This is a genomic window from Hydrogenophaga laconesensis (assembly GCF_031457235.1).
In the GTDB taxonomy this organism is placed as follows: domain Bacteria; phylum Pseudomonadota; class Gammaproteobacteria; order Burkholderiales; family Burkholderiaceae_C; genus Hydrogenophaga; species Hydrogenophaga laconesensis.
On record NZ_JAVDWE010000014.1, the window covers coordinates 1 to 22,964 of the forward strand.

Genomic DNA, 22,964 nt, shown 5'->3' on the forward strand with positions numbered 1-22,964 from the left:
TGCTGCCTTGGAACATCGCGCTCGACGGACTGTAGGCTGCCCTGCGCACATCGTTGCGACTCCAAGTGCAAGGGCGTGGTTCATAGACGGCTTACTGCTTTTTCCTGTGGATTGACGATGGTTGTTCCAGATCTCTTGTATGAGAGGGAACTGGAACCGGAAAACGGCCCATTCCTGCGAAAGCTGGGCTTGGGCGTGGTCGCGCTGACCTCTGAGGAGGTGGCTTTTGCGCAGCAACTTCGCACCGAGCGCAAAGCGCTCTCGTTGCCGGATTGCTTCGCGCTGAGCTGCGCGACCCGCGCCGATCACGCTCTCGTGACGGGCGACAGGATTCTTCGCAGTGAGGCCACCGCGCGTCGAAGGACCGTTTATGGACTACTCTGGATACTGGATCAGATGGTTGCATCCGGGGGAATCTCGATGGCTGCGCTCCATGAGGGCCTGACACGCATATCGTCCGATCGCCGCTGCCGTCTTCCTCACGCCGAAGTACGTATGCGATTAGATGCCTGGGCGAACCCGTAGCCACGTCGGCAAACCATGCTCATTCAGGGTGATCTGCGCGAACGCATCCCAATTTGTCAGGTCGCGTAAGGCCTCCCAAGGTTTGGATCACTCTCCTTCCCGTTTGCTGGAGGCAGCGCAGTGAAGGCACTGGCTGCCGTGCGCACTCCGATCAGTTGCCGTTGTGTCATTGCTGACCCCAGCACTGAAGGCAATCACGGGCGAAAATTTCTTGAAATCGCCATTAGGGGCCAGTTTCTCTTGCACAGCGGCCCCTGAAACTGGCACGAAAGGAGGGGATTCAGCTGCTATTTGACCCCAGATCTAGGGTCAAAATGTCTTGCGCGAACGCACTGCGCTTACACAAGAGAAGTTGTACTCAAACTGCAAGAGAAGTTGTGTTCTATGCAGCCTGTGGGCTTGGTTGCCGCTGATGCACCAAGCCTGGCGAGTCCAAACGCCAGTTGAACACCAGATTACGCCGATTCACGGTCCGATACAAGTCCGAGCCGACCAACTGCGGTGGCGCCGTCAGCCAGCGAAGGTGCGGGGCAGGCACATGATGGGGTTCAAGACATTCCACACGGCCCGTCGACTGATCACGGATATCGAGACCATGCACATGATTCGCAAGGGGCAGATGAACTGCCCCAAAGGGTCAACCACGTCGGTCGCACAACAGTTCTATAGCTTGACCATTTGAATTGAGAGGTCGTTGCACAAGTCAGCACGCCCCCCATCCGCTATCGCGACAGAACCCGGCCGATTGGCTGCACCGATATAACCATCATCGACCCCATGAATCCTTGGGCCGTGTTCCACCGGTCGAGTACCGTATAAAACAGTTTCCCAACCTCTACTTCTGACTGGCTCAGAAATTCGAGGGGACTTCAAGGCTAACAAAATCAAGTCCGGATTGCCGGGGGGGCTTGTATGCACAGGGCTACCACTGCGTCGGTCAGGGCATCAATCGAGATTCCCTTTTTAGGATTGAACCACAGCGCTGACCCGTTCAATAGTCCGAACATCAAATGGCGCGCAAGCGACACCTCGCCTTGCAAGCAGCCGGTCGACGCGAGTTCTTGGAGCACGGGCGTCCATGTCGCTTCGTAGTCACCTTGCAGCTTCGCGATGACATTCTGCTGCCTTCTGTTGAGAGAGCGGGACTCGTAGAGCACCGCATGCATGAAGTCTCTGCTCGGCCCCAGTAGCGTATCGAAATGCGATCGGATCAATTGCCGCAGCGTAGTCGCAGCGTCATGTTCGGCAAGGAGCACGATCGTCTGGCGCGCCAGCGCGCTACGCATGCCTTCCTGCATCACCTCATACAACAGCGCATCCTTGCTTTTGAAGTGACAAAACAGTGATCCGGAATGCATGCCAACGGCGCAGGCGATGTCGCGCGTGCTCGTGCCGTTGAAGCCGTTGCGTCGAAACAGTTTGGCCGCAGCCTTGACGATATCTTGGCGGCGGTTGCCTTCATTTCGCTCTTGCGGCGTCTTGCGTGGGCGGCCTCGCGGCCGCTTGGTTGCTGCGAAAGTGGGAAGGGAGCGCGCGGCACACATCATCCGCAAACGAGTAGCGACGCCTGCCAAAGGTGCCGGTTCGTAAGCTCAGGCCAGCCCGAAAGCGGCGGACGGAGGCCTCGACCGTGTTGCGAACCTTGGTCCGGCTGGTCGGCGCCGGGGATGACGGCCATCGGCTCAGTACGACTTCGGCAAGCCCAGCACATGTTCGCCGATGTAGTTGAGCAGCATCTCGTTGTTGATGGGCGCGATTTCCAGCAGGCGCACCATGGGCCACAGCGTAACGATGTCGTAGTCGCGGTCGAACCCGTAACCGCCGTGGGTTTGCATCGCGGCCTCGACGGCGGCTACTGCCGCTTGCGAGCCTAACAGCTTGGCCATGTTGGCATGCGCACCGGCGTCCTCGCCGGCGTCGAAGTGCTCGGCGGCGTTGTAGGTCATCAGGCGCGCCGCCTCGATTTGCGCCTTGGCCTGCGCCATGCGGTGCTGTAGCGCCTGGTAGGAGCCGATCGGCTTGCCGAATGGCTTGCGATCTTTCGAGTAGGCCACCGCCTTGGCCAGCGCATAGTCACCCAGGCCGATGGCGGCGCCGGCGGCCAGCAGGCGCTCGGAGTTCAGGCCTTCGAACATCAGCTTGGCGCCCTTGCCGGCTTCGCCGATCAGCGCGTCGGCGGGCAGTTTGACGTTGTCAAAGAACACCATGTACTGGCGCTCGGCGGTCTCGACCTGGATGTTGAGTTGCGTGAGCTGGATGCCGGGCGTTTTCATGTCGAGCACGAACAGCGAGATGCCTTCGGTGCGGTTTTTCACCTCGCCTGCCTTGGTGGTGCGGGCAATCACCAGCATGTAGTCGGCATCGCGCGCGCCAGAAATGAAGACCTTCTGGCCATTGAGCACCCAGCCATCGCCGTCCGGTGTTGCCAGTGTGGTCATGGCAAAGCTGTTGGTGCCGGCATTGGGTTCGGTGATGGCAAAGCACAGTTTCTTCTCTCCGGTGCAGGTGGGCGTGACGAACTTGCGGATTTGCTCGGGTGTGCCGTTGCGCATGATTGGCACCCGGCCCAGGCCGGTGACGACCAGAAACAGCGTGGGAACGCCGGCCAGCGCCAGGGCTTCATTGAGCGCGGTGATCTCCAGTACGCCGCCGCCTGAGCCGCCGTACTCTTCCGGAACCGACAGGCCTAGCAGGCCGAATTCGCCGAGCTTTAGCCACAGCTCGTCGGGGAAGCGGTCTTCCTTGATGCACTGCAGGATGTAGCTGCGTGGGTACAGGGTGGTGACGCCGCGGGCGGCTTCCTGCACGTCGCGGATGCGATCACGCAGGGCTGCGGAAGCGGTGTTGGCAATGGCGGTGGTGGCCGGGGTGTTCATGGTTTGTGACTCCGTCTTGGGTTAGTGGTTGAACGTTCTCAAAGAGCCATGTCGGCTGGAATGGGTACCGGAAAATCGAGCAGCATCTGGGCAAAGGCCTTGCCCTGCGAGTCCATGCGAACCGAAGCGATGCCGCCGCCGCCCAGGGCTTCGTGCATCAGAAAATTCAGCGCGTGCGTGCCAGGCAGATCAAAGCGCTGCACGCTGCCCTTGACGAGGTGGGCGAACCAGGCCGCCACCGCCTGCTCGCTCAGGGCGGCGCGGATGAAGGGCAGGTAAGCGGGCTTGCGCGCCAAGATGCCGATGTTGGCGGCGTCGCCCTTGTCGCCACTGCGGCCCCAGGCCAGCTTCACCAGCGGCACTATCCGCGTGCCGCGCGCATAGGCGTCGGCGTCAGGCAGCGGGCCGTCGACCTGGGGCAGGGTCGCCGGATCAAACGCCTGGCCGTGCCATGGCGGTGCCGCCACGGTCTGGTCGCCCATGTCGATGCTGGCGGCCACCTGTGCCTTGGGTACCAGGCAGGAGAACAGCCGCACCACCGGCTGCACCTTGGGCCGGCCGCCGGTGAAACCGGTGATGGCCGGTGCCGACATCAGGGCCAGCGGCGCCACTTCGCGCGAAAACAGTTCGAGCGCGTCCTTGACCGGGTGGCGCACGCCGACCTTGAGCATCACTTCGCGCGCATCGGGCCGCGCGTGGGGGCCGTAGGTGTCTTCGGCGCCGATGGCCTCGACACAGGTTTCGGTGAAGTCGGGCCAACCGCGCTGCGCATAGTGGCGCCGCACGCGCGCCAGCATGGCGGCGCCCACGCGCTGCGCCTTGGCGCCGGCATCGATGCCGCCGATCATGAACAGGCTCATGGCCCGAAAGCCGTCGGCGTAGGTGATGCTGGCCTTGGCCTGGTCGGTCGGCGGCAGGCCGCGCGCGCCCTTGACCTCGACGCGGTCGGGGCCGACCTGCGTCAGTGTCACGCCGGTAAAGTCGCACACCACATCGGGCAGGATGTAGGCGCGCGGGTCGCCGATTTCATAGAGCATCTGCTCGCCTACCGTGGAGGGGCAGACCAGCCCGCCCGTGCCTTCGGGCTTGGTGATGATGAAGCTGCCGTCGGCGCGGCACTCGGCGACGGGAAAACCCATGTCGTCCCAGCCCGGTACCGACTCCCAGTCGGTGTAGTTGCCGCCGGTGGTCTGTGTGCCGCACTCGATCAGGTGGCCGGCCAAGCTGCCCTGCGCGAGCAGATCGTGGTCGGTGGCGGCCCAGCCAAAGGCATGGATCAGCGGCGCCAGCGTGACCGCGCTGTCGACGCAGCGGCCCGTGACCACGATGTCGGCGCCGGCATCGAGCGCCGCGGCGATCGGGAAGGCGCCCAGATAGGCGTTGGCGCTCATGACCTTTTGTGGAAAGGGGCTGCCCGCGAACATCTCCTGGGTGTTGGCCGAGCGCAGTGCCTCTACCTGAGGCATCAGGTCGTCGCCCAGTACGGCGGCGATTTTCAGATCGACACCTTCGGCCTGGGCTGCCGCCACCAGCGCGGCGCGGCAGGCCGATGGGTTGACGCCGCCCGCGTTGGCAATGACCTTGATGCCGCGCGACTTCAGTTCCTTCATCAGGGGCTGGAGGGCGGTCACGAAATCCGGTGCATAGCCCAGTGCCGGGTCTTTGACCTTGGCGCGGCTGAGCAGCGACATGGTGATTTCGGCCAGGTAGTCGAACACCAGGACGTCGATGTTGCCGTGCTGCACCAGTTGGGCGGCGGCGAACTCAGAGTCGCCCCAGAAGCCCGAGGCGCTGCCAATGCGAAGGGTGTCTTTTTTCATGAATGTCTCCAGTTGATTGGGGGAGTGGGGTCAGCGCGGGGTGGTGGCAAGACTGCGTGGCCAGAATACACGCCAGATACCTTTGGCTGTGGCGCAGACGGTGCCATGGGCATCCAGGAACTCCCCTTCGGCAAATGCCGTCGTGCGGCTGATGCGCACCACCTTGCCGCGCGCCTCAAAGCTATCGCCCAAGGCAGCGTTGAGGAAGGTGATGTCGAGGTTGATCGTGAACTGGCGCAGCTCGAAGGGGTCAATGTCGGCCACCTCAGGCATGTCCAGCAGCGAGGAGATGATCGCCCAGCCCAGCGCGCCGTCAAACATATAGGAGATGACGCCGCCATTGATCACGGTGTCCGAACCGCCGCCGCCGCGTTGGGTGGGGAGGGCTTTGGGCAGTCGCACAATGGCTCTGCCCACGCCTGTTTCTTCCACTTCCAGCCCTTGCGCCTTCAGAAAGGGGTTGTCGTTCCAGCTTTTCTTGTAAGCGGCGATGCGGTCAAGGTGGGGGGCGTTGGCATTCATATGGGGTTCCTGAGGCTTGTTTAAAAATCGTAGGGGATTCAAAGCATCGCCAGTTGTTCGATGCGTTGCACGTGGGCCGCCAACGAACGGCGCGCCAGTGGCCAGAGCGCTGCGGGCGTGTCGTCATAGGCGAGTGGCAGCCAGTCGTCCAGGCTGCCTTGCGGGACGGCGCGCATGGCCGCCAGCACCGTGGCCTCGCGACGCAGGCGGTGCGCCCTGAGCTGCGCAATGGACTGCGCCGCCCAGCCGATGACGTGGCCGTGCGCCGGCAGGATGAATTCGATACCGTCCTCTTCGCAGGCCTGCGCCAAGCGGTCCAGCGAATCGAGGTAGGCGCTCATGTCGCCGTCGGGCGGGTCGATGATGGTGGTGCTGCCGCTGAGAATGTGGTCGCCCGAGAACAGCAGACCGTCTTCTTCGAGGATGAGGCAGAGGTGGTTGGCGGCGTGCCCTGGGGTATGGACCACGCGCAGGGTGCTGTGGTGCTCGCCATCGTGCAGCATCAGGCGCTCGCCGTCGGCCAGCGCGCGGTCGGGGGCGAAGGCTGCCGTGGAGCGGGCGGTGGCGGCGCTGGCCAGACCCAGCACGGGCGGCGTACGGCCCGTCAGGCGGGCGCAGGCCTGGGCCAGCGGCCGTGCGGCGGGGGAGTGGTCGGCGTGCGAGTGGGTGCAGACGATGGCCGTGATCTGGCCCGCTGTGAACGCCAGCAGGCGCTCGATATGGTCGTTCAGCAAGGGGCCCGGATCGATGACGATGTAGCCACTGGCCGCGTCACCCACGATGTAGCTGTTGGTGCCGGGGCCGGTCATGACGCTGGCGTTGGGGGCGGTGAGGCGATGCAGGTGCCGCAGCAGGGGCACCGGCCGTTCGTGCTGCCAGTCCAGCGCATGTTCCAGTTGTCCGGATGGGCACACCAGCGCGAGCTCGGCGTAGGGCAGGTCCTGTTCCATGAAGCGCTGCGGTTGACCGCCGACCAGACCACCACGGGGGGTGGAGTTCCACAGTGGTTCGTCCTCGGTGCAGGCCGCCAGGGCCTGCCCGGCCTGTTCGAAGGCCGACAGCCAGTGCAGGGTGCGGATGGTGGGGAAGATCATGAAAAAGTTGCCGGCCTGGTGCTGCGCCAGCGCATCCTGGGGCCGGACCCAGACCGGCTCGAACTGCTCCATTTCGTCGGCCACCGGTTCCTGCTGGTCGGGCATCAGCGCAGCGAAGAAGACGGTGTCGAAACGCTTGGGCACGCTGCGGTCGGTGGTCCAGCAGGCCAGCATGCGCGCCTGATCGACCGCCAGTGACCAGCCCTGGGCTTGCAGTTGCGGGTACAGCGCCCGGCTGCGGTCCAGCACTTGAAGGTGGGTGCGGGTGATGGGCCTGCCATCGGCCTGCACGGCCAGCAGGATGCCCAGTTCCTCGAAGGTTTCCCGCAGCGCCGCCAGCGCCGCCGTGCGGTAGCGTCCGCCCGCCAGCGTGTGTGTCTGGTGGTCGTCGGCGTCCACTCGCCCGCCGGGGAACACATAGGCGCCGGGCAAGAAGCTGGCGTTTGGCGAGCGCCGGGTCATCAGCACTTCGACGCCCAGCGGTCCGTCACGCAGCAGCAGCAGGGTGGCCGCTGGGTGCGCCACGGCCGGTTCTTTGTGGGGGTGCAGTTGCAGGGTGGGGCGGGCCATGGCGGTGTTCCTTGCGCGGGGGATGGGGGCTCTACGCGCTGGCCGAATGGGTGCGCAGCAAGGCGTCGAGTGTGCTTTCCAGGTGGGTGAGGGAATTGCATTCGCGCGCGATGTGGCAATAGGGCGCGTAGCGCTTCATCTCCGAATCGCCCAGGCCCCAGAACGAGGTGGGCTCGGGATTGAGCCAGATCACCCGGCGCGCGCGCTCATAAAGCTGCTTCATGACCTCGACATGCGCCTCGCCGCGGTTGTTGCGCGCGTCGCCCAGGATCAGCACCGTGGTGCGGCGGTCGATGTCGCCCAGCAATTGTTCTTCAATATCGAGCAGGGTTTGACCGTAGTCGGTGCCGCTGCCGCCCACGGCCTGCATCACTTTGTCGACCGCTTGCTCGACCGGCAGCAGCTCGAAGGTGTCGCTCACGTCCACCAGGTGGTTGGTGAAGGCGAAACTGCGCACGTCGCTGACCTGCTCGCCCAGGCTGTGCAGGAACAGCAGCAGAAAGCGCGCGTACTGGCGCACCGAGCCGCTGACGTCGCAAATGGCCACCACGCGTGGCCGGTCCACCACCTTGGACCGCCAGAAGGTCTCGAACATCACGCCGTCGTAGGCCGCGTTCTTGCGCAGGGTCTTGCGGAAGTCGAGCTGGCCGCGCACCCGCTGCTTCTTGCGCCGCGAGTGGCGATCAGCCAGCCGCTTGGCGATTTTGCTGACGATGACGTGCATGCGCGCGAAATCGCGCTTTTCGATGTTGGAGAGCTTTTGCGTTTGCAGGAAGTCGTCGTGCAACTGGCGCGTCGGGGCCGTGCCGAAGAGCGCGAGTTTGCGTTCGACAAAATTGCGAACCTCCTCGAACAATTTCTTGCGCGCCAGTTCAAGCTCCTTGGCGCGCTCGGGCGCCAGCGTCTGGCGTTTGGCGTCAGAGATTTCGCGGTCCAATAGTTCCAGGCCCATGGCCTGCTGGATCTTCTGGGTGTAAAAACCCTTTTGCGTGAAGAACCAGATGTCGGTCAGGCCCACCTCGCGCGCGGCCTCCTGCATGCGCTTGGCCAGCGCCGCCGAGTCGCCCGACAGCAACAACTGCGACAAGGCCTGGCCGCCGCTGCCCTGGCAACCGCCCGGCCCGCCGGAGCCGGTGGCTGTCTGGTTTTTGGGGCTTTGCTCGGGCGGGTCCTGCGCTGGTGTGGCGTCGGCGCCGGGTTGGACGCCGGGCCGGACCGCGCCGCCAGGGGCTGCCAGGTTTTCAAAAGAGCTGAAACGAAAGAAATGGTCAAAGGCCTCGTCGAACAGGGCGCGGTCGACCGTGGTCTTGGCCAGCGTGGTGCCCAGCGCGATTTTGAGCAGGGCGCGGTCGCTCCAACCCACCAGTTCGACGGCACGCGCCGCCTCGACCTGGGCGTTGAGATGGATTTCAAGGTCGCTGCCGCGCAGCGCCTTGAAAAAGTCTTCAAGCGTGGCTTGCACGGGGACTCTCCGCATCCTTGCGCGCTTGTTGCAGCAGGGTGGACATCTGCGCGTTGGCGGTGGCGATGTCTTGCTCGAACTTGAGGAAGACATTGAGCGTGTCGCGCACCACGTCCAGGTTCAGGTGTTCGGCGTGCAGCAGCAGCAGCGTCTTGGCCCAGTCGATGGTTTCGCTGACCGAGGGCAGTTTTTTCAGGTCCAACTGGCGCACTGCCTGGATGAAGGCCACCAGCTCCCGGTTCAGTGTTGCCGACAGGCCGGGCACGCGCCGCTCCAGGATGCGCCGCTCCAGCGCGGCTTCGGGGAAGGAGATGTGCAGGTGCAGGCAGCGGCGCTTGAGCGCGTCGCTCATTTCGCGCGTGTTGTTGCTGGTGAGAAAGACGAGGGGCTTGACCTTGGCCTTGATGGTGCCGAGTTCGGGTACCGAGACCTGGAAGTCGGACAGCACTTCGAGCAGGAAGGCCTCGAATTCGGGGTCGGACTTGTCGATCTCGTCGATCAGCAGCACGCAGCCGCGCTCTTGGTGCAAGGCCTGGTAGAGAGGGCGCGGTTCGAGGAAATGCTCGCTGAAAAACAGGTCGTCGTGCGCATGCAGCTTGTCCATGGAGGCGGCCAGGCCGACGGCGCCCTGCATCATCTCGCCCAGCTTGTCCTTGAGCAGTTGCGTGTAGAGCAATTGCTTGCCGTATTTCCACTCGTACAAAGCCTTGGATTCGTCCAGGCCTTCGTAACACTGCATGCGGATCAGGGGCACGTCGAGAATCTCGGCCATGCCCTTGGCCAGTTCGGTCTTGCCGACGCCGGCCGGGCCTTCGACCAGGATCGGCTTTTCCAGGTTGAAGCCCAGGTAGACCGAGGTGGCGATTTCGCGGCTGGCGATGTAGTCGACCGAGGCGAAGGCTTTGGAGACTCGGTCAAAGGAATCAAAGTGGGCTTGGTGCAGTGTTTTCATGGGTTGTCGTTGATTCCAAAAGGGTTTCTCCGGCCTGGAATTGCCGGGATTCGGCGATGCTGCGGGCGATGCCCTGCACCAGGCGCAGGTCGCGCGCCAGGGTGAGCAGGGCCGGTTCATGGTCGTCCAGGGCTGCGGCAAAGGATTCACAGGCGCCTTGCCAGCGATCAAACAGGCGGCGCGCGCCCAGGTTGAACGCCGCCAGCGCCTCGTCGGGCCCGTGCTGGTCCAGGTGCTGGGCGGCATGGCGTGCCACGGGCGAGAGGGCGTCGAGTTCGAGTTGCAAGCCACCCAGCTCCCGGGTCAAAGCCGGCGTGCGGGCTGCATGGCGAAACCAGCGTGCCAGGGTATCCAGCTCGGCTTGCATGGCGCCGAGCATCGGGCCCAGCAGCAGCGCGTCTTCGATCGCGCGCAGCGGCCGAGCGATGGTGTCGAAAGCCTGTCCAGGCTCGCCCAGGCGCTGGCTTTCCGGCACCCGGCAGCCGACCAGGCGCAGGCCGCAATGGCCCAGCGGCGCCAGTCCGCGCACTTTGTCGTCCAGTTCGCGGGTCAGGCCCGGTGTGTTGGCCTCAATGACGAAAGCATCGAAGCGCTTGCGCCCTTCTTTTTCGCCGCTGACGGCCAGCACGATGATGGCATCGGCGGCCGGACCGTTGCTGACGAAGGCCTTGTGGCCGTCAAGAAGCCAGTCGTCGCCGTCCCGTACCGCCCGGCAGCTCAGGTGTTTGGGGTGTGCGCCGGTGCCGGGCTCGGAGATCGCGAGTGCCAGCAGGGTGTCGCCGACCGCCATGGATTGCAGCAGCGCACGATGCCGGTCGCTGCGCAGATTCGGCGACAGCACGAAGCGCGCCAGCATTTGGTGCATCATCCACGCCATGCCCAGCCCCAGACTGGCGGATTCCCGGGCGACGATGCCGGCCAGCGCGCTGACCAGCGCGGAGTCCGCTACGGGCGCCCCACCGTCGCTGTCGAAGCCCACGCCGAGCAGGCCACTGGCGCCGAGGTGGCGCCACCAGGCGCGGGGGAAGCCGTGCGTGCAGTCAGACGCTGGCGCGTTCGCCAGGGCCAAGCGCATGGCCTCGGGCAGCGCCGGGTCCGACTTGGGTTGCTCAGGGGATTGAGAGCCGCTCATAGGTCCATCCAGATCAGGCGTAAAACCCGAGCTGTCGCGCCGCCAGGTCGCGCATCACTTCTTCGGCGCCGCCACCGATGGCGTTGACCTTGACTTCGCGGTAAATGCGCTCCACCTTGACGCCGCGCATGAAACCGGCGCCGCCGTGCAGTTGCACCGCCTCGCTGGCGCAATAGGCCATGGTCTGGGTGGCCTGGTTTTTCAGCAGGCAGATTTCGCCCACCGGCGTGTCGCCCTGTTCGACGCGCCAGGCGAGCAATTCCAGCATGGCCTGGGTCGCCTCGACGCGCATGGCCATGTCGGCGAGTTTGTGGCGGGTGACCTGCTGGTCGATCAACTTGCCGCCAAACATCTCGCGCTCACGCGACCAGACCAGCGCCTCGTCCAGGCAGACACGGGCAAAACCGTTGGCGCCGGCGGCGAGAAAGATGCGCTCGCGGTTGAAATTCTTCATGATGGCTTTGAAGCCCTGGTTTTCCACCCCCACCAGGTTCTCCACCGGCACGCGGCAGTTGTCGAAATACAGGTCGGCGGTGTCGGAGCACCACCAGCCCATTTTTCTCAAGGGCGTTTGCGTAAAGCCGGGCGTGCCTTTCTCGATCAGCAGCAGCGACACGCCGCCCGGCCCCGGCCCGCCGGTGCGCACCGCCACGGTGTAGAAGTCGGCGCGCATGCCGGAGGTGATGAAGGTTTTCGAGCCGTTGACGACGTAGTGGTCACCATCCCGGCGCGCCGTGGTCTTGAGGTTGGCCACGTCCGAACCGCCGGAGGGTTCGGTGATGCCGAGTGCGCTGATCTTCTCGCCCCGCAGCACCGGCGGCAAGACGCGCTGCTGGAGCGCCTCGCTGCCCACGTTGACGATGGGCGGGCAGCCGATGGTGTGCGACAGCAGACTCGCCAGCACACCGCCAGCACCGCAACGCGCCAGTTCCTGCGCGGCGATGATGGTCATGAACAGGTCGCCGTCGTTGCCGCCATGGCTTTGCGGAAAACCCAGGCCCAGCAGGCCGATTTCGGCCGCCTTGCGGTACAGATCGACAGGAAAGGACTCGGCTTCGTCCCAGGCATCCACGTGCGGACTGATTTCTCGGGCGACGAAGCGGCGCATCGCGTCGCGGAACGCCAGGTGCTCGGGCGTATAGAAGGGACTCTTGGCAGGCAGGGTTTCGGCAGGCATGGGTATTACTCCTCGTGGGTGTGGCGGGTGTCGTGCGTGCAGGGCGGTGCGCGCCTCAATCAGGCTGCTCGACCAGCGACACCAACAAGGCGCGCGTGGCCACCTGGTCGCCAGCGCGCACCGCCACTTGGTCCACCACGCCGTCGCGACGGGCCAGCAGTTGGTGCTCCATCTTCATGGCTTCGAGCACCACAAGGCGTTGCCCCTTGGTGACGGTGTCGCCAGGTTGGACGTCAACGGCCAGTACCCGTCCATTCATGGGGGCGAGCACACGTGACTCCGCGCTGCCTGCAGCTGCGGCCGGTGGGTCATAGGTCAGGTCTTCAAAGCTGGCGCTCAGGTCGCCCAGTTCCAGGTGCAACACGCCGCCGGCAAACACCGCAGCCGCGTGCTGTTGCACGCCATCGGCGATCAGGTGCAGGCACTCGCCTTGACGCCCGCTGAGGGTGACGTGGTGCAGCGCCGCGCCCACTTCGAGCGTGTAGCGGTGGGCGCCAGTGACCGTGATATGCACGGCATGTCGGTGTTCGCCCTCGCCGATCAGCATCGGCCAGCGTGCCGGTCCGCTGGAGCGCCAGGGCGCGGCTGCGACCGGCGTGGCGCTGGCTTCAAACCACAGCGTGCCGGCCAGCGCCAGCGCCAGCGAGTCGGGCTGGGGCCGCACCAGCGCCGCAGCGCCGAAGTGCTGGGCGATGAAGGCCGTGGTCGTTTCGCCAGCGGCGAAGGCCGGGTGGCTGGCCACGGCTTCGAGGAAGGCACGGTTGTGGGGCAGACCGAGCAGGCGGGTGCGTTGCAGCGCACCGATCAGGCGTCGCCGGGCTTCGTCGCGGGTGGCGCCGTGTGCAATGATCTTGGCGATCATCGGATCGTAGTGAGGGCTCACGGTCTGACCCGATGCCAGGCCGTGGTCAACGCGCACGCCTTCGCCCGTGGGCGGGCTCCAGAGCGCAACATCGCCACTTTGCGGCAGGAAGCCCGCGTACGGGTCTTCGGCATACAGGCGCACTTCGATCGCGTGCCCGTTCAATTGCACTTGCTCCTGCGCCAGCGGCAAGGGCTCGCCACGGGCCACGGCGATCTGCCAGGCCACCAGGTCCAGTCCGGTGATGCACTCGGTCACCGGGTGTTCGACCTGCAGCCGTGTGTTCATCTCCAGAAAGTAGAAACGCCCTTCGCGGTCGAGCAGAAACTCGACCGTGCCGGCGCCGACGTAGTTCACGGTGCGCGCCGCCGCCACCGCCGCCGCGCCCATTTGCGCGCGCAGCTCGGGCGTGACCGCCGGGGAGGGCGCTTCTTCGAACACCTTCTGGTGCCGGCGCTGGATCGAGCAGTCGCGTTCGCCCAGGTGGATGATGTGGCCGTGCTGGTCGCCGAAGACCTGGATTTCGACGTGGCGCGGCTCCATCACCGCGCGCTCCAGGATGAGCTCTTCGCTGCCGAAGGCGTTGCCGGCTTCCGAGCGGGCGCTGACCAGGGCGACCGCCAGGTCTTGCGGGTGTTCGACCAGCCGCATGCCGCGCCCGCCGCCGCCCGCCGCCGCCTTGACCATGATCGGGAAACCGATCTCGGCAGCTTTCGTGAGCAGCGTGGCATCGGATTGGTCGGTGCCCTGATATCCCGGCACGCAGGGCACGCCCGCCGCCAGCATCAGGCGTTTGGCGCCGGCCTTGTTGCCCATTTTCAGGATGGCCTGCGGGTCCGGGCCGATGAACACCAGCCCGGCGTCCAGGCAAGCCTGCGCAAAGCCGTCGTTCTCGGACAGGAAGCCGTAGCCGGGGTGTACCGCGTCGGCGCCTGTGCTGCGCGCCGCCGCCAGCAGCGCCGCAACGTTGAGGTAGCTCTCGCGTACCGGCGCCGGGCCGATGCACACGGCCTCGTCGGCCAGGGCGACATGCAGCGCCCGCGCATCGGCTTCGCTGTAAACGGCCACCGTGCGGTAGCCCAGGGCCTGGGCTGTGCGGATGATCCGGCAGGCGATTTCTCCGCGGTTGGCGATCAGGATTTTGGTGAAGTTCATCAGGGTTCTCACATCCGTGCCACGCCAAAAGTGTTCGAAAGCAAGGGCCTCAACCCGGCTTCCCGACACACCGCCAGGGTGGTGGCGAGCGCGCGGCGGGTGTCGCGCGGGTCGATGATGCCGTCGTCCCACAGGCGCGCGGTGGCAAACAGCGAATGCGATTCGAGGTCAAAACGTGCCAGGATCTCGCTTTTCATGGTGGCCATGGTTTCGGCGGGTGGCTCCTTGCCAGTGCGGGCAAATTTTTCTTCGGTGACGATGCGCATCACGGTGGCGGCCTGCTCGCCGCCCATCACAGCCACCCGCGCGTTGGGCCAGGCGAACACGAAGCGCGGATCGTAGGCGCGGCCGCACATGCCGTAGTTGCCGGCACCGAAGGAGGCACCTGTCATCACGGTGATTTGCGGCACGGTGGCATTGGCCACGGCCTGGATCATCTTGGCGCCATGCTTGATCATTCCGACCTGCTCCACATCCTTGCCGACCATGAAGCCGGTGGTGTTCTGCAGATAGACGATCGGGGTGCCCGACTGGCAGCACAACTGGATGAACTGGGTTGCCTTGGTGGCGCCTTGCGGATCAATGGGCCCGTTGTTGCCGATGAAGCCGCAAGGGTATCCCTCGATGGCACCATGGCCGCACACGGTGCCGGAGCCGTACAGCGGTTTGAATTCGAGGAAGTCGGAGTCGTCGATCACCCGCGCCAGCACTTCGCGCATGTCGTAGGGCTGGCGAAAGTCAACGGGCACCACGCCCGCCAGTTGCTCGACCGGATAACGCGGCTCTTTCCAGATCTTCACCGCGCGCATCGGCAAGCGGTCGTTCCACGGCAGCCGCGCCAAGATGTCGCGTGCGATGCGGATGCCGTCGGCGTCGTCCTCGGCCAGGTACTCGGCCACGCCCGACATCGAACAGTGCATCTCGGCGCCGCCCAGCTCTTCGTCGGTGGCGATCTCGCCGGTGGCGGCTTTTAGCAAGGGTGGGCCGGCCAGGAAAGCCTTTGCACGGCCGCGCACCATGATCACATAGTCGGACATGCCCGGAAGGTAGGCGCCGCCGGCAGTTGAGTGGCCGTGCATCACGCAGACCTGCGGAATGCCCCTGGCCGATAGCCGCGCCTGGTTGGCGAAGCCGCGGCCGCCTTCAATGAACACCTCGCCCACATGCATCAGGTTGGCGCCGCCGGACTCGACCAGTCGCACCACTGGCAGTTTGTTCTCCAGTGCGATGGCTTCGGCGCGCAGGCTCTTCTTCATGCCCATCGGTGTGATGGTGCCGCCCTTGATCGCGCTGTCGGAGGCGATCACCACGCAACGAATGCCCGACACCACCCCGGTGCCGCAGATGATCCCGCCCCCCAGCACGTTCTTCTCGCCGTCGTCGTCGTGCATCCTGAAGCCGGCCAGGGTCGAAAACTCCAGCCACGACGAGCCGCGATCGAGCAGCAGCGCGATGCGCTCACGCGGCAGCAGCTGCTTGCGGGCGCGGAACTTGGCTTCTTGGCTGTTCGACGTGTTGCGCACACGGTCTTCGAGCGTGCGGAAACTGTCGATCAGCGCGAGCATCTGTGCGCGCTCGCGCAGGAAGCTCTCTGACTGCGGGTCGACTTGACTTTGAATGGCGGGCATGGGTGGTTCTCGCTGAAAGGTCGCAGTGAACGAATGGGGTCACAGGCCTGCTTACAGGTCGTAAAAACGCTCACCCTGATCGGCCATGCGGCGCAGCAGTTGCGGCGGCGCAAAGCGCGCACCGTGCCGCTCGGCCAGGGTCTCGCAGGCCTTGACAAAAGCGGCCAGCCCCAGGCTGTGGATCTGGCCGATCGGGCCGCCCAGGTAGGCCGGGAAACCCCAGCCCAGGATCGCGCCGACATCGGCATCGATCGGCGCCAGCAGCACTTTTTCTTCGAGGCAGCGCGCGGTTTCGACCGATTGGATGAACATCAGGCGTTGCTTGACCTCTTCGACCGTGGGTTGCGTGGCCGCCAGCGGGAACGCCTGCGCCAGGCCTGCCCACAGTTGCTTCTGGCCATCTTGCGGGTAGTCGTAGAAACCCTTACCGGTCTTTTTACCCAGTCGTCCCAACTTGTCCACCATGCGGTCGCAGACGTCGTCGATGGCGCTGCGCTGGTAGGCCTTGCCGAGGTCGGCGGCGGTCTGTTTCCGGATGCGCGCCATCAATTCGAGCGAGACTTCGTCGGCCAGCGCCAGCGGCCCCACCGGCATGCCGGCCATGCGCCCGGCGTTGTCGATCAGCGCCGGCTTCACGCCTTCGGCCAGCAGCGCCAGGCCTTCGCCGACGTAGGTCGAGAACACCCGGCTGGTGTAGAAGCCGCGGCTGTCATTGACGACGATGGGCGTCTTGAGGATCGCCTTGACGAAGTCCATGGCACGGGCCAGGCATTCATCACTGGTGGCCTGGCCGCGAATGATCTCCACCAGCGGCATCTTGTCGACTGGCGAGAAGAAATGCAGGCCGATGAAATTGGCCGGACGTGCGGACGCCTCGGCCAGCCCGCTGATGGGCAGGGTGGAGGTGTTGGAGGCGAAGATGGCGCCGGGGGCGATCACCGCCTCGGCCTTGCGCGTCACGTCGGCCTTGATGGCGCGGTCTTCAAACACCGCTTCGACCACGATGTCACAGCCTGCCAGGTCGGCGAAGTCGGTGGTCGGTTTGATCAGGGTGAGCTTGGCATCACGCTCGGCCTCGGTCATGCGCTTGGCGGCCACGCGCTTGTTCCACAGGTTCTCGCTGTAGGCCTTGCCCTTGGCCGCGCTGTCGGTGCTGCTGTCGAGCAGCACCACTTCCATGCCGACCTCGGCGGCGGCGAAGGCAATGCCCGCGCCCATCATGCCAGCCCCCAGAATGCCGACCTTGCGGTAGCTGGCCTGAGGCACGCCCTTGGGCCGGGAGGCCAGCTTGCTGGCGGCGGGAATGCCAAAGAACAGCGAGTGAATCATGTTCTTGGCCTCTTTGCCGGTCGTCAGCTTGACGAACTCGCGCATCTCGACCTTGCAGCCGGTGTCGATGTCGACCTGGCAGCCGTTGTAGACGCAGTTCAAGATCGCCTCGGGCGCGGGATAGTTGCCAAAGGTCTTGGCGCGCAGCATGGCGTTGCCTGCGGTGAAGGTTTCGTAGCCCATGGGGCTTTGCACGGCGCCGCCCGGCAGCTTGAAACCCTTGCGGTCCCAGGGCTGAACAGCGGCAGCGGCACCGTCGGTCAGCAGCCACTGCTTGGCGCGGGCCAGCAGTTGGTCGGCCGGCACGACTTCATCGACCAGACCCGCTTCCAGGGCTTTTTTCGGGGCGAGCTTTTTGCCTTCGAGCAGGAAGGGCAGCGCGTTGCGCACGCCGATCATGCGCGGCAGACGCTGCGTGCCGCCTCCGCCCGGCAGTAGGCCAAGGCCCACCTCGGGCAGGCCGATGAGGGCCTTAGGGTTGTCGGCGGCAATGCGTCGGTGGCAGGCCAGCGCGACCTCGTAGCCGCCGCCAAGCGTGGTGCCGTTGAGGGCCGCGACGAAGGGCTTGCCGCTTTTCTCAATGCCGCGCATCAGGGCGTGCAACTGGGTGACAAAGTCCATCATGCCGGCCACGTCGGTGATGGCGAGCATCATGTTGAGGTCGGCGCCGGCGATGAATTCGGGCTTGGAGGATGTGACGACCACGCCCTTGACGGCAGAATCCGCTTGGGCACGCTTCACGGCGTCGGCGAAGGCGGGAATGGATTGCCCGTTGAGGACGTTCATCGGCACGTCCTGCATGGCCCAGGTGATGGTGGCGATGCCGTCGGCATCAACCTTGTAGTCAATAGTCATGGTGGTGGTCCAGGTCTGTGATGAGGATCGCGTCGTGCCGGGGCTTCAGACGCGCTCGATGATGGTGGCGGTGCCCATGCCGGCGCCCACGCACAGCGTGATCAGGCCAGTGGACAGGTTGCGCCGCTCGAGTTCGTCGAGCACGGTGCCCAGTATCATGGCGCCGGTCGCGCCCAGCGGGTGCCCCATGGCAATGGCACCGCCGTTGACGTTCATCTTGTCGTGCGGGACGTTCATCACTTCCATGAAACGCAGCACGACCGAGGCGAAGGCTTCGTTCAGTTCATATAGGTCGATGTCGCTGGCCCTCATGCCGGCGAGCTTGAGCGCCTTTTCCGCCGAGTAGGAGGGGCCGGTCAGCATGATGGTGGGTTCGCTGCCGATGGAGGCGAACGAGCGGATGCGTGCACGGGCTTTCAGGCCCAGCAGCTTGCCGGCCTCGGCGTTGCCGATCAGCACCGCGGCCGCGCCGTCAACAATGCCCGACGAGTTGCCGGCGTGGTGCACGTGCGCCATGCGCTCGATCTCCGGATAGCGCTGCATGGCCACCGCGTCGAAGCCGTATTTCTCGCCCTGCACCTTGAACGCAGGCTCCAGCTTGGCCAGCGACTCCAGCGTGGTTTCGGCGCGCATGTGTTCGTCGCGATCCAGTACGACGCAACCGTTCACGTCCTTGACGGGAACAATCGACTTGGCGAAGCGGCCTTCGGCCCATGCGAGTGCCGCGCGGCGCTGGCTTTCGACCGCGTAGCTGTCAACATCGTTGCGGCTGTGGCCGTAAAGGGTGGCAATCAGATCGGCTGAAATGCCCTGCGGCACAAAATAGGTCGGAATCGCTACCGCGGGGTCAGCCGCCCAAGCGCCGCCGCTGGTGCCCATGGGCACACGGCTCATGCTCTCGACGCCGCCGCCGATGACCAGTGGCGACTGGCCCGACATCACCTTGGCGGCGGCCATGTTGCAGGCCTCCAGGCCCGAGGCGCAAAAGCGATTGATCTGCACACCGGCAGCGCTTTCGTGGTACCCGGCGGCGATGGCCGCAACGCGGGCGATGTTGGCGCCTTGCTCGCCGGCGGGTTCGACGCAGCCGAGGATGATGTCGTCCACGAAGGCGGTGTCCAGGGTGTTGCGGTCGCGCAGCGCCTGCAGCGCGGTGATGGCCAGACTGATGGGCGTGCTGCCGTGCAGCGCACCCGAGCTGCGGCCCTTGCCGCGCGGCGTGCGCACGGCATCAAAAATGAATGTTTCGGTCATGGTGGGTTTCCTTCTTTCTGAATCTGTGGAAGCGATAGGCAAGATGGCGGAAAGCGGCTGGCGGCGTGTGCTACAGCGTACGGCTGATGATTTCCTTCATGATTTCGTTGGCGCCACCGTAGATGCGCGCGACGCGCGCATCCGCATAGGCGCGGGCAATCGGGTACTCCCACATGTAGCCGAAGCCGCCGAACATCTGCAGGCATTGGTCGATCACCTTGCAGTGCAGGTCGGTGGTCCAGTACTTGGCCATCGCGGCGGTGGCGGCATCAAGCTGACCATCCATCAGCAGGCCGAGCAGGCGGTCGACAAAGACCTGTGCGATCTGCACCTCGGTTTTCATTTCGGCGAGCTTGAAGCGGTTGTGCTGGAAATCGATCACGCGCTGGCCGAAGGCCTTGCGATCCTTGGTGTAGGCTAGCGTCCATTCGAGCGCGGCCTCGGCACCTGCGACCGCGCCGACGGCGATCTGCATGCGTTCCCAGGCTAGTTCCTGCATCAGCAAGAAAAAGCCCTTGCCCTCGCCGCCGAGAATGTTGCTGACCGGCACGCGCACGTCTTCAAAGAAGAGTTCCGAGGTGTCCTGCGCCTTCATGCCTATCTTTTCGAGGTTGCGTCCGCGCTTGAATCCGGGGCGATTGGTCTCGACCAGCACCAGTGAGGTTCCTTTGGCGCCTTGCTTCGGGTCGGTCTTGACGACAACGATCACCAGGTCGGCGTTCTGGCCGTTGGTGATGAAGGTCTTTTGACCATTGATCACCAGTTCGTCGCCGTCGCGCACGGCGCTGGTGCGCACGTTTTGCAGGTCGCTGCCCGCGCCCGGCTCGGTCATGGCGATGGCGCCAATCACCTCGCCGGTGGCCATCTTTGGCAGCCAGCTGTGCTTTTGCTCCTCGGTGCCGTAGGCCAGGATGTAAGGTGCCACGATGTCGGAATGCAGTCCGAAGCCGATGCCGGTGGTGCCGGCGCGCGCGACTTCTTCAATCAGCACGGCACTGTGCAGGCGCGTACCGCCGCCGCCGCCGTAGGCTTCGGGAATGGCCGGACACAGCAGGCCTGCGGCGCCGGCCTTGCGCCAGACGGCGCGCGGCACGATGCCATAGGTTTCCCAGCCAGCGTGATGGGGGATGACCTCTTCTTCCAGAAAGCGGCGGGCCTGGTCCCGGAAGAGTTCGTGTTCTTCACCGAAGAGGGTGCGGTTGAGCATGGGTCTGTCCTTGAAATCTGATTGACGCTGGCGTGGCCGACGGTCGCGAAGAGTTGCTCGTCCACACGGGAAGGCGCCGGAAGCGCCCAATGCGCGATGCACAAGGCTATCGACCAAACGCTTGTTAGATGATATAGTATATGGCATGACAAAGGAGCAAGACAACCCACTCCCGCGCAGAGATGCGATCCTGGCGGCTGCGGCGAGTCGGTTCCGGCGCCAGGGTTTCGAGCGCACCTCGGTGCGCGAGATTGCCCAGGCCATGGGCATGACTTCAGGCTCGCTCTTCTACCATTTCGCGACCAAGGAGGATCTGCTGGTGGCGATCATGGAGGAGGGTGTTCGCGACATCATGCGGTCGGTGCGCGACGGGCTGGCTGGCGAAGTTCGCTTGCCCGAGCGGCTGCTGTCGATGGTGCGCAGCCACCTGAAGGCTTTGCTGGGTACGAGGCTCGACGCCATGACCGTGCTGCTCTATGAGTGGCGCAGCCTTTCGCCGGCCGCCCAGACCCGGGTGATGGCATCGCGCGACGCCTACGAGACCTTGTGGATGACGCCGATCAGCGAGGCTGCGGCGCTGGGCCTGGTCGATACAGATGTCGTGTTGGTGCGCCAGACAGTTCTCGGTGCCCTCAACTGGACGGCGCAGTGGTACCAGCCTGGCGGGCGTCTGGACATCGATGCGTTGGCGCAGCGCATGTACGCGATGCTGTTTCCTCGTGTGGCCGCATCGGGAGTGAGCAGTGATTGAACGGGCCGGATTCGGCTTCCATCTTACCGTTTTCAATTGTTTATATTAGTCACATGGAGATAAAGTGAAGATATTGGTCGCTGTCAAGCGGGTGCTGGACTACAACGTCAAGGCCCGCGTCAAGTCCGACGGTTCGGGAGTCGATCTCGCGAACCAGAAATTGTCCATGAACCCGTTCGACGAGATCGCCTGCGAAGAGGCGGTGCGCCTCAGGGAGGCCGGTGTCGCTTCTGAAGTGATCGTCGTGTCCTGTGGCCCGACCGCTTGCCAGGAGACGCTGCGCAGCGCGATGGCCATCGGCGCCGATCGCGCCGTGCTGGTTGAAACCGACGCCGCGCTCGAACCGCTCGCGGTGGCCAAGCTGATGCAGCATGTGGCCCAAAAAGAGGGCGTTCAGTTCGCCATCTTCGGCAAGCAGGCGATTGATGACGACGCTGGCCAGACTGGCCAAATGTTTGGCGCGCTGATGGGCTGGGCCCAAGCCAGCTTCGCCTCCAAGGTGCAGATCGGCGGCGACACCGCCACCATCACGCGCGAGATCGACGGCGGCCTGGAAACCCTGGCCATGAAGCTGCCGGCCGTGATCACGACCGACCTGCGCCTGAACGAGCCGCGCTTCATCACGCTGCCCAACATCATGAAGGCCAAGAAAAAGCCGATGGAGGTGATCAAGGCGGCCGAGCTCGGCATCGACATCGCGCCGCGCACCGTGACCCTGCACGTCAGCGAGCCGCCGACCCGCAAGGCCGGCATCAAGGTGGCCGACACGGCCGAACTCGTCAAACGACTCAAAGAAGAAGCGAAGGTGATCTGATGACAACCCTGATCATTGCGGAACACGACAACGCCGTACTCAAAGCGGCCACGCTGAACACGATTGCCGCGGCCACGCGCATCGGCGGCGACATCCATGTGCTGGTGGCGGGCCGCAACTGCGCTGCCGTGGCCCAGACTGCGGCGGCGGTTGCGGGCGTGAGCAAGGTGCTGCACGCCGACGCGGCGCACTACGAGGCCCATATGGCCGAGAGCCTGGCCGAGCTGGTGCGCTCACGCGTGCGCGCCGATGCGGGCTACACCCATGTGCTGGCACCGGCGACGGCCTTTGGCAAGAACGTGCTGCCGCGCGTGGCGGCCTTGCTGGACGCCTCCCAGGTGTCGGACGTGATCGCGATCGAGTCGCCCGACACCTTCCTGCGCCCGTTCTATGCCGGCAACGCGCTGGCCCGCGTGCAATCAAAGGATGCCATCAAGGTGCTGAGCATTCGCACCACCGCCTTCGACCCGGTCGGTTCGGGCGGCACGGCAGCGGTCGAGACGCTGGACGCGGCTGGCGATCTCGGCTTGACCACCCTGGTCGGGCGTGAGGTGGTGAAGCTGGAGCGCCCGGAACTCGCCGCTGCAACGGTCATCGTATCGGGCGGACGCGGACTGGGCGCGGCCGACAAGTTTCACGCCGTGCTGGAGCCGCTGGCCGACAAGCTTGGCGCGGCGATCGGCGCCTCGCGCGCCGCCGTCGACGCCGGCTACGCGCCCAACGACTACCAGGTCGGCCAGACCGGCAAGATCGTGGCACCCCAGTTGTACGTGGCGGTCGGCATCTCGGGCGCCATCCAGCACCTGGCCGGCATGAAGGACAGCAAGGTGATCGTTGCGATCAACAAGGACGCCGAAGCGCCGATCTTCCAGGTGGCCGACTATGGGCTGGTGGCGGATCTGTTCACAGCGGTGCCCGAATTGGTGACTGCGTTATAGGTCGCAGCGGATGCCGAGGTAAAGCAGAGGCCAGGCTTGTT

General features: G+C 64.9%; 19 protein-coding genes and 1 pseudogene. 6 read left to right on the forward strand and 14 right to left on the reverse strand.

The features are described 5' to 3' along the window. The first annotated feature begins 117 nt into the window (after window positions 1–117). The 3 genes and pseudogenes from J2X09_RS20605 (at window position 118) to J2X09_RS27105 (ending at window position 1,370) form a co-directional block, all read left to right on the forward strand. Window positions 118–525: a PIN domain-containing protein gene (locus J2X09_RS20605; RefSeq protein ID WP_204734836.1), complete on the forward strand. Its 408-nt coding sequence runs from the start codon at window positions 118–120 to the stop codon at window positions 523–525. A gap of 520 nt (window positions 526–1,045) precedes the next feature. Then, window positions 1,046–1,207: pseudogene (locus tag J2X09_RS20610) on the forward strand (IS6 family transposase); the annotation flags it as partial. Window position 1,208: 1 nt separating this feature from the next. Further along, the gene (locus tag J2X09_RS27105; RefSeq protein WP_204734835.1) at window positions 1,209–1,370 is read left to right on the forward strand and encodes an integrase core domain-containing protein; all 162 of its coding nucleotides are present in this window, start codon (window positions 1,209–1,211) and stop codon (window positions 1,368–1,370) included. Between the two features lie 39 nt (window positions 1,371–1,409). Here the strand turns inward: J2X09_RS27105 and J2X09_RS20615 are convergent, their stop codons facing one another. The 14 genes from J2X09_RS20615 to J2X09_RS20680 all read right to left on the reverse strand — a co-directional run bounded on the left by J2X09_RS20615 (window position 1,410) and on the right by J2X09_RS20680 (window position 20,420). After that, on the reverse strand, window positions 1,410–2,099 hold the full coding sequence (locus J2X09_RS20615; RefSeq protein WP_310309189.1) for a TetR/AcrR family transcriptional regulator: 690 nt from the start codon (window positions 2,097–2,099) through the stop codon (window positions 1,410–1,412). 108 nt (window positions 2,100–2,207) lie between these two features. Continuing rightward, window positions 2,208–3,401 (reverse strand): acyl-CoA dehydrogenase family protein, encoded by a 1,194-nt coding sequence (locus J2X09_RS20620; protein WP_204734834.1) that lies wholly within the window; start codon window positions 3,399–3,401, stop codon window positions 2,208–2,210. Window positions 3,402–3,439: 38 nt separating this feature from the next. Then, window positions 3,440–5,221 (reverse strand): acyclic terpene utilization AtuA family protein, encoded by a 1,782-nt coding sequence (locus tag J2X09_RS20625; RefSeq protein ID WP_204734833.1) that lies wholly within the window; start codon window positions 5,219–5,221, stop codon window positions 3,440–3,442. 30 nt (window positions 5,222–5,251) lie between these two features. Continuing rightward, window positions 5,252–5,743, reverse strand: a complete 492-nt coding sequence (locus J2X09_RS20630) for a PaaI family thioesterase (protein ID WP_204734832.1) — start codon at window positions 5,741–5,743, stop codon at window positions 5,252–5,254. 38 nt (window positions 5,744–5,781) lie between these two features. Beyond that, the gene (locus J2X09_RS20635) at window positions 5,782–7,407 is read right to left on the reverse strand and encodes an MBL fold metallo-hydrolase (RefSeq protein ID WP_204734831.1); all 1,626 of its coding nucleotides are present in this window, start codon (window positions 7,405–7,407) and stop codon (window positions 5,782–5,784) included. Between the two features lie 31 nt (window positions 7,408–7,438). Then, the gene (locus J2X09_RS20640; protein ID WP_204734830.1) at window positions 7,439–8,869 is read right to left on the reverse strand and encodes a vWA domain-containing protein; all 1,431 of its coding nucleotides are present in this window, start codon (window positions 8,867–8,869) and stop codon (window positions 7,439–7,441) included. Next, a complete protein-coding gene (locus tag J2X09_RS20645) occupies window positions 8,853–9,821 on the reverse strand; it encodes an AAA family ATPase (protein ID WP_204734829.1) in 969 nt (322 codons plus the stop codon). Before J2X09_RS20645 ends, J2X09_RS20640 begins: the two co-directional genes overlap by 17 nt. Next, a complete protein-coding gene (locus tag J2X09_RS20650) occupies window positions 9,793–10,953 on the reverse strand; it encodes an acyl-CoA dehydrogenase family protein (protein WP_204734828.1) in 1,161 nt (386 codons plus the stop codon). The genes J2X09_RS20645 and J2X09_RS20650 overlap by 29 nt, the downstream gene beginning before the upstream one ends. A gap of 13 nt (window positions 10,954–10,966) precedes the next feature. Next, window positions 10,967–12,130 carry an acyl-CoA dehydrogenase family protein gene (locus J2X09_RS20655; RefSeq protein WP_204734827.1) on the reverse strand — a complete coding sequence of 388 codons (1,164 nt, stop codon included), beginning with the start codon at window positions 12,128–12,130 and terminating at the stop codon, window positions 10,967–10,969. 55 nt (window positions 12,131–12,185) lie between these two features. Next, on the reverse strand, window positions 12,186–14,147 hold the full coding sequence (locus J2X09_RS20660) for an acetyl-CoA carboxylase biotin carboxylase subunit (RefSeq protein WP_310309195.1): 1,962 nt from the start codon (window positions 14,145–14,147) through the stop codon (window positions 12,186–12,188). A gap of 8 nt (window positions 14,148–14,155) precedes the next feature. Next, entirely contained in the window at window positions 14,156–15,775 is a 1,620-nt protein-coding gene (locus tag J2X09_RS20665; RefSeq protein WP_008905374.1) for an acyl-CoA carboxylase subunit beta, read from the reverse strand. A gap of 51 nt (window positions 15,776–15,826) precedes the next feature. Next, window positions 15,827–17,959, reverse strand: coding sequence for a 3-hydroxyacyl-CoA dehydrogenase NAD-binding domain-containing protein (locus J2X09_RS20670; RefSeq protein WP_204734826.1), 2,133 nt, complete (start codon window positions 17,957–17,959; stop codon window positions 15,827–15,829). Between the two features lie 45 nt (window positions 17,960–18,004). After that, a complete protein-coding gene (locus tag J2X09_RS20675; RefSeq protein ID WP_008905376.1) occupies window positions 18,005–19,213 on the reverse strand; it encodes an acetyl-CoA C-acetyltransferase in 1,209 nt (402 codons plus the stop codon). A 70-nt stretch (window positions 19,214–19,283) separates the two neighbouring features. Next, entirely contained in the window at window positions 19,284–20,420 is a 1,137-nt protein-coding gene (locus tag J2X09_RS20680) for an acyl-CoA dehydrogenase family protein (protein WP_204734825.1), read from the reverse strand. Between the two features lie 145 nt (window positions 20,421–20,565). On the opposite strand from J2X09_RS20680, the gene J2X09_RS20685 reads away from it, so the two are divergent. From J2X09_RS20685 to J2X09_RS20695, 3 genes are all read left to right on the forward strand, one after another. Continuing rightward, on the forward strand, window positions 20,566–21,171 hold the full coding sequence (locus tag J2X09_RS20685) for a TetR/AcrR family transcriptional regulator (RefSeq protein ID WP_310309198.1): 606 nt from the start codon (window positions 20,566–20,568) through the stop codon (window positions 21,169–21,171). A gap of 64 nt (window positions 21,172–21,235) precedes the next feature. Further along, a complete protein-coding gene (locus J2X09_RS20690) occupies window positions 21,236–21,985 on the forward strand; it encodes an electron transfer flavoprotein subunit beta/FixA family protein (protein ID WP_008905380.1) in 750 nt (249 codons plus the stop codon). After that, window positions 21,985–22,923 (forward strand): electron transfer flavoprotein subunit alpha/FixB family protein, encoded by a 939-nt coding sequence (locus J2X09_RS20695; RefSeq protein ID WP_008905381.1) that lies wholly within the window; start codon window positions 21,985–21,987, stop codon window positions 22,921–22,923. The genes J2X09_RS20690 and J2X09_RS20695 overlap by 1 nt, the downstream gene beginning before the upstream one ends. The last annotated feature ends 41 nt before the right edge of the window (window positions 22,924–22,964 follow it).

Excerpts from the sequence above, each read along its gene's own strand:
- J2X09_RS20605 (WP_204734836.1), top strand. The coding sequence starts at position 118 with ATGGTTGTTCCAGATCTCTTGTATGAGAGGGAACTGGAACCGGAAAAC.
- J2X09_RS20620 (WP_204734834.1), bottom strand. The coding sequence starts at position 3,401 with ATGAACACCCCGGCCACCACCGCCATTGCCAACACCGCTTCCGCAGCC.
- J2X09_RS20625 (WP_204734833.1), bottom strand. The coding sequence starts at position 5,221 with ATGAAAAAAGACACCCTTCGCATTGGCAGCGCCTCGGGCTTCTGGGGC.
- J2X09_RS20630 (WP_204734832.1), bottom strand. The coding sequence starts at position 5,743 with ATGAATGCCAACGCCCCCCACCTTGACCGCATCGCCGCTTACAAGAAA.
- J2X09_RS20635 (WP_204734831.1), bottom strand. The coding sequence starts at position 7,407 with ATGGCCCGCCCCACCCTGCAACTGCACCCCCACAAAGAACCGGCCGTG.
- J2X09_RS20645 (WP_204734829.1), bottom strand. The coding sequence starts at position 9,821 with ATGAAAACACTGCACCAAGCCCACTTTGATTCCTTTGACCGAGTCTCC.
- J2X09_RS20650 (WP_204734828.1), bottom strand. The coding sequence starts at position 10,953 with ATGAGCGGCTCTCAATCCCCTGAGCAACCCAAGTCGGACCCGGCGCTG.
- J2X09_RS20655 (WP_204734827.1), bottom strand. The coding sequence starts at position 12,130 with ATGCCTGCCGAAACCCTGCCTGCCAAGAGTCCCTTCTATACGCCCGAG.
- J2X09_RS20660 (WP_310309195.1), bottom strand. The coding sequence starts at position 14,147 with ATGAACTTCACCAAAATCCTGATCGCCAACCGCGGAGAAATCGCCTGC.
- J2X09_RS20665 (WP_008905374.1), bottom strand. The coding sequence starts at position 15,775 with ATGCCCGCCATTCAAAGTCAAGTCGACCCGCAGTCAGAGAGCTTCCTG.
- J2X09_RS20670 (WP_204734826.1), bottom strand. The coding sequence starts at position 17,959 with ATGACTATTGACTACAAGGTTGATGCCGACGGCATCGCCACCATCACC.
- J2X09_RS20675 (WP_008905376.1), bottom strand. The coding sequence starts at position 19,213 with ATGACCGAAACATTCATTTTTGATGCCGTGCGCACGCCGCGCGGCAAG.
- J2X09_RS20680 (WP_204734825.1), bottom strand. The coding sequence starts at position 20,420 with ATGCTCAACCGCACCCTCTTCGGTGAAGAACACGAACTCTTCCGGGAC.
- J2X09_RS20685 (WP_310309198.1), top strand. The coding sequence starts at position 20,566 with ATGACAAAGGAGCAAGACAACCCACTCCCGCGCAGAGATGCGATCCTG.
- J2X09_RS20695 (WP_008905381.1), top strand. The coding sequence starts at position 21,985 with ATGACAACCCTGATCATTGCGGAACACGACAACGCCGTACTCAAAGCG.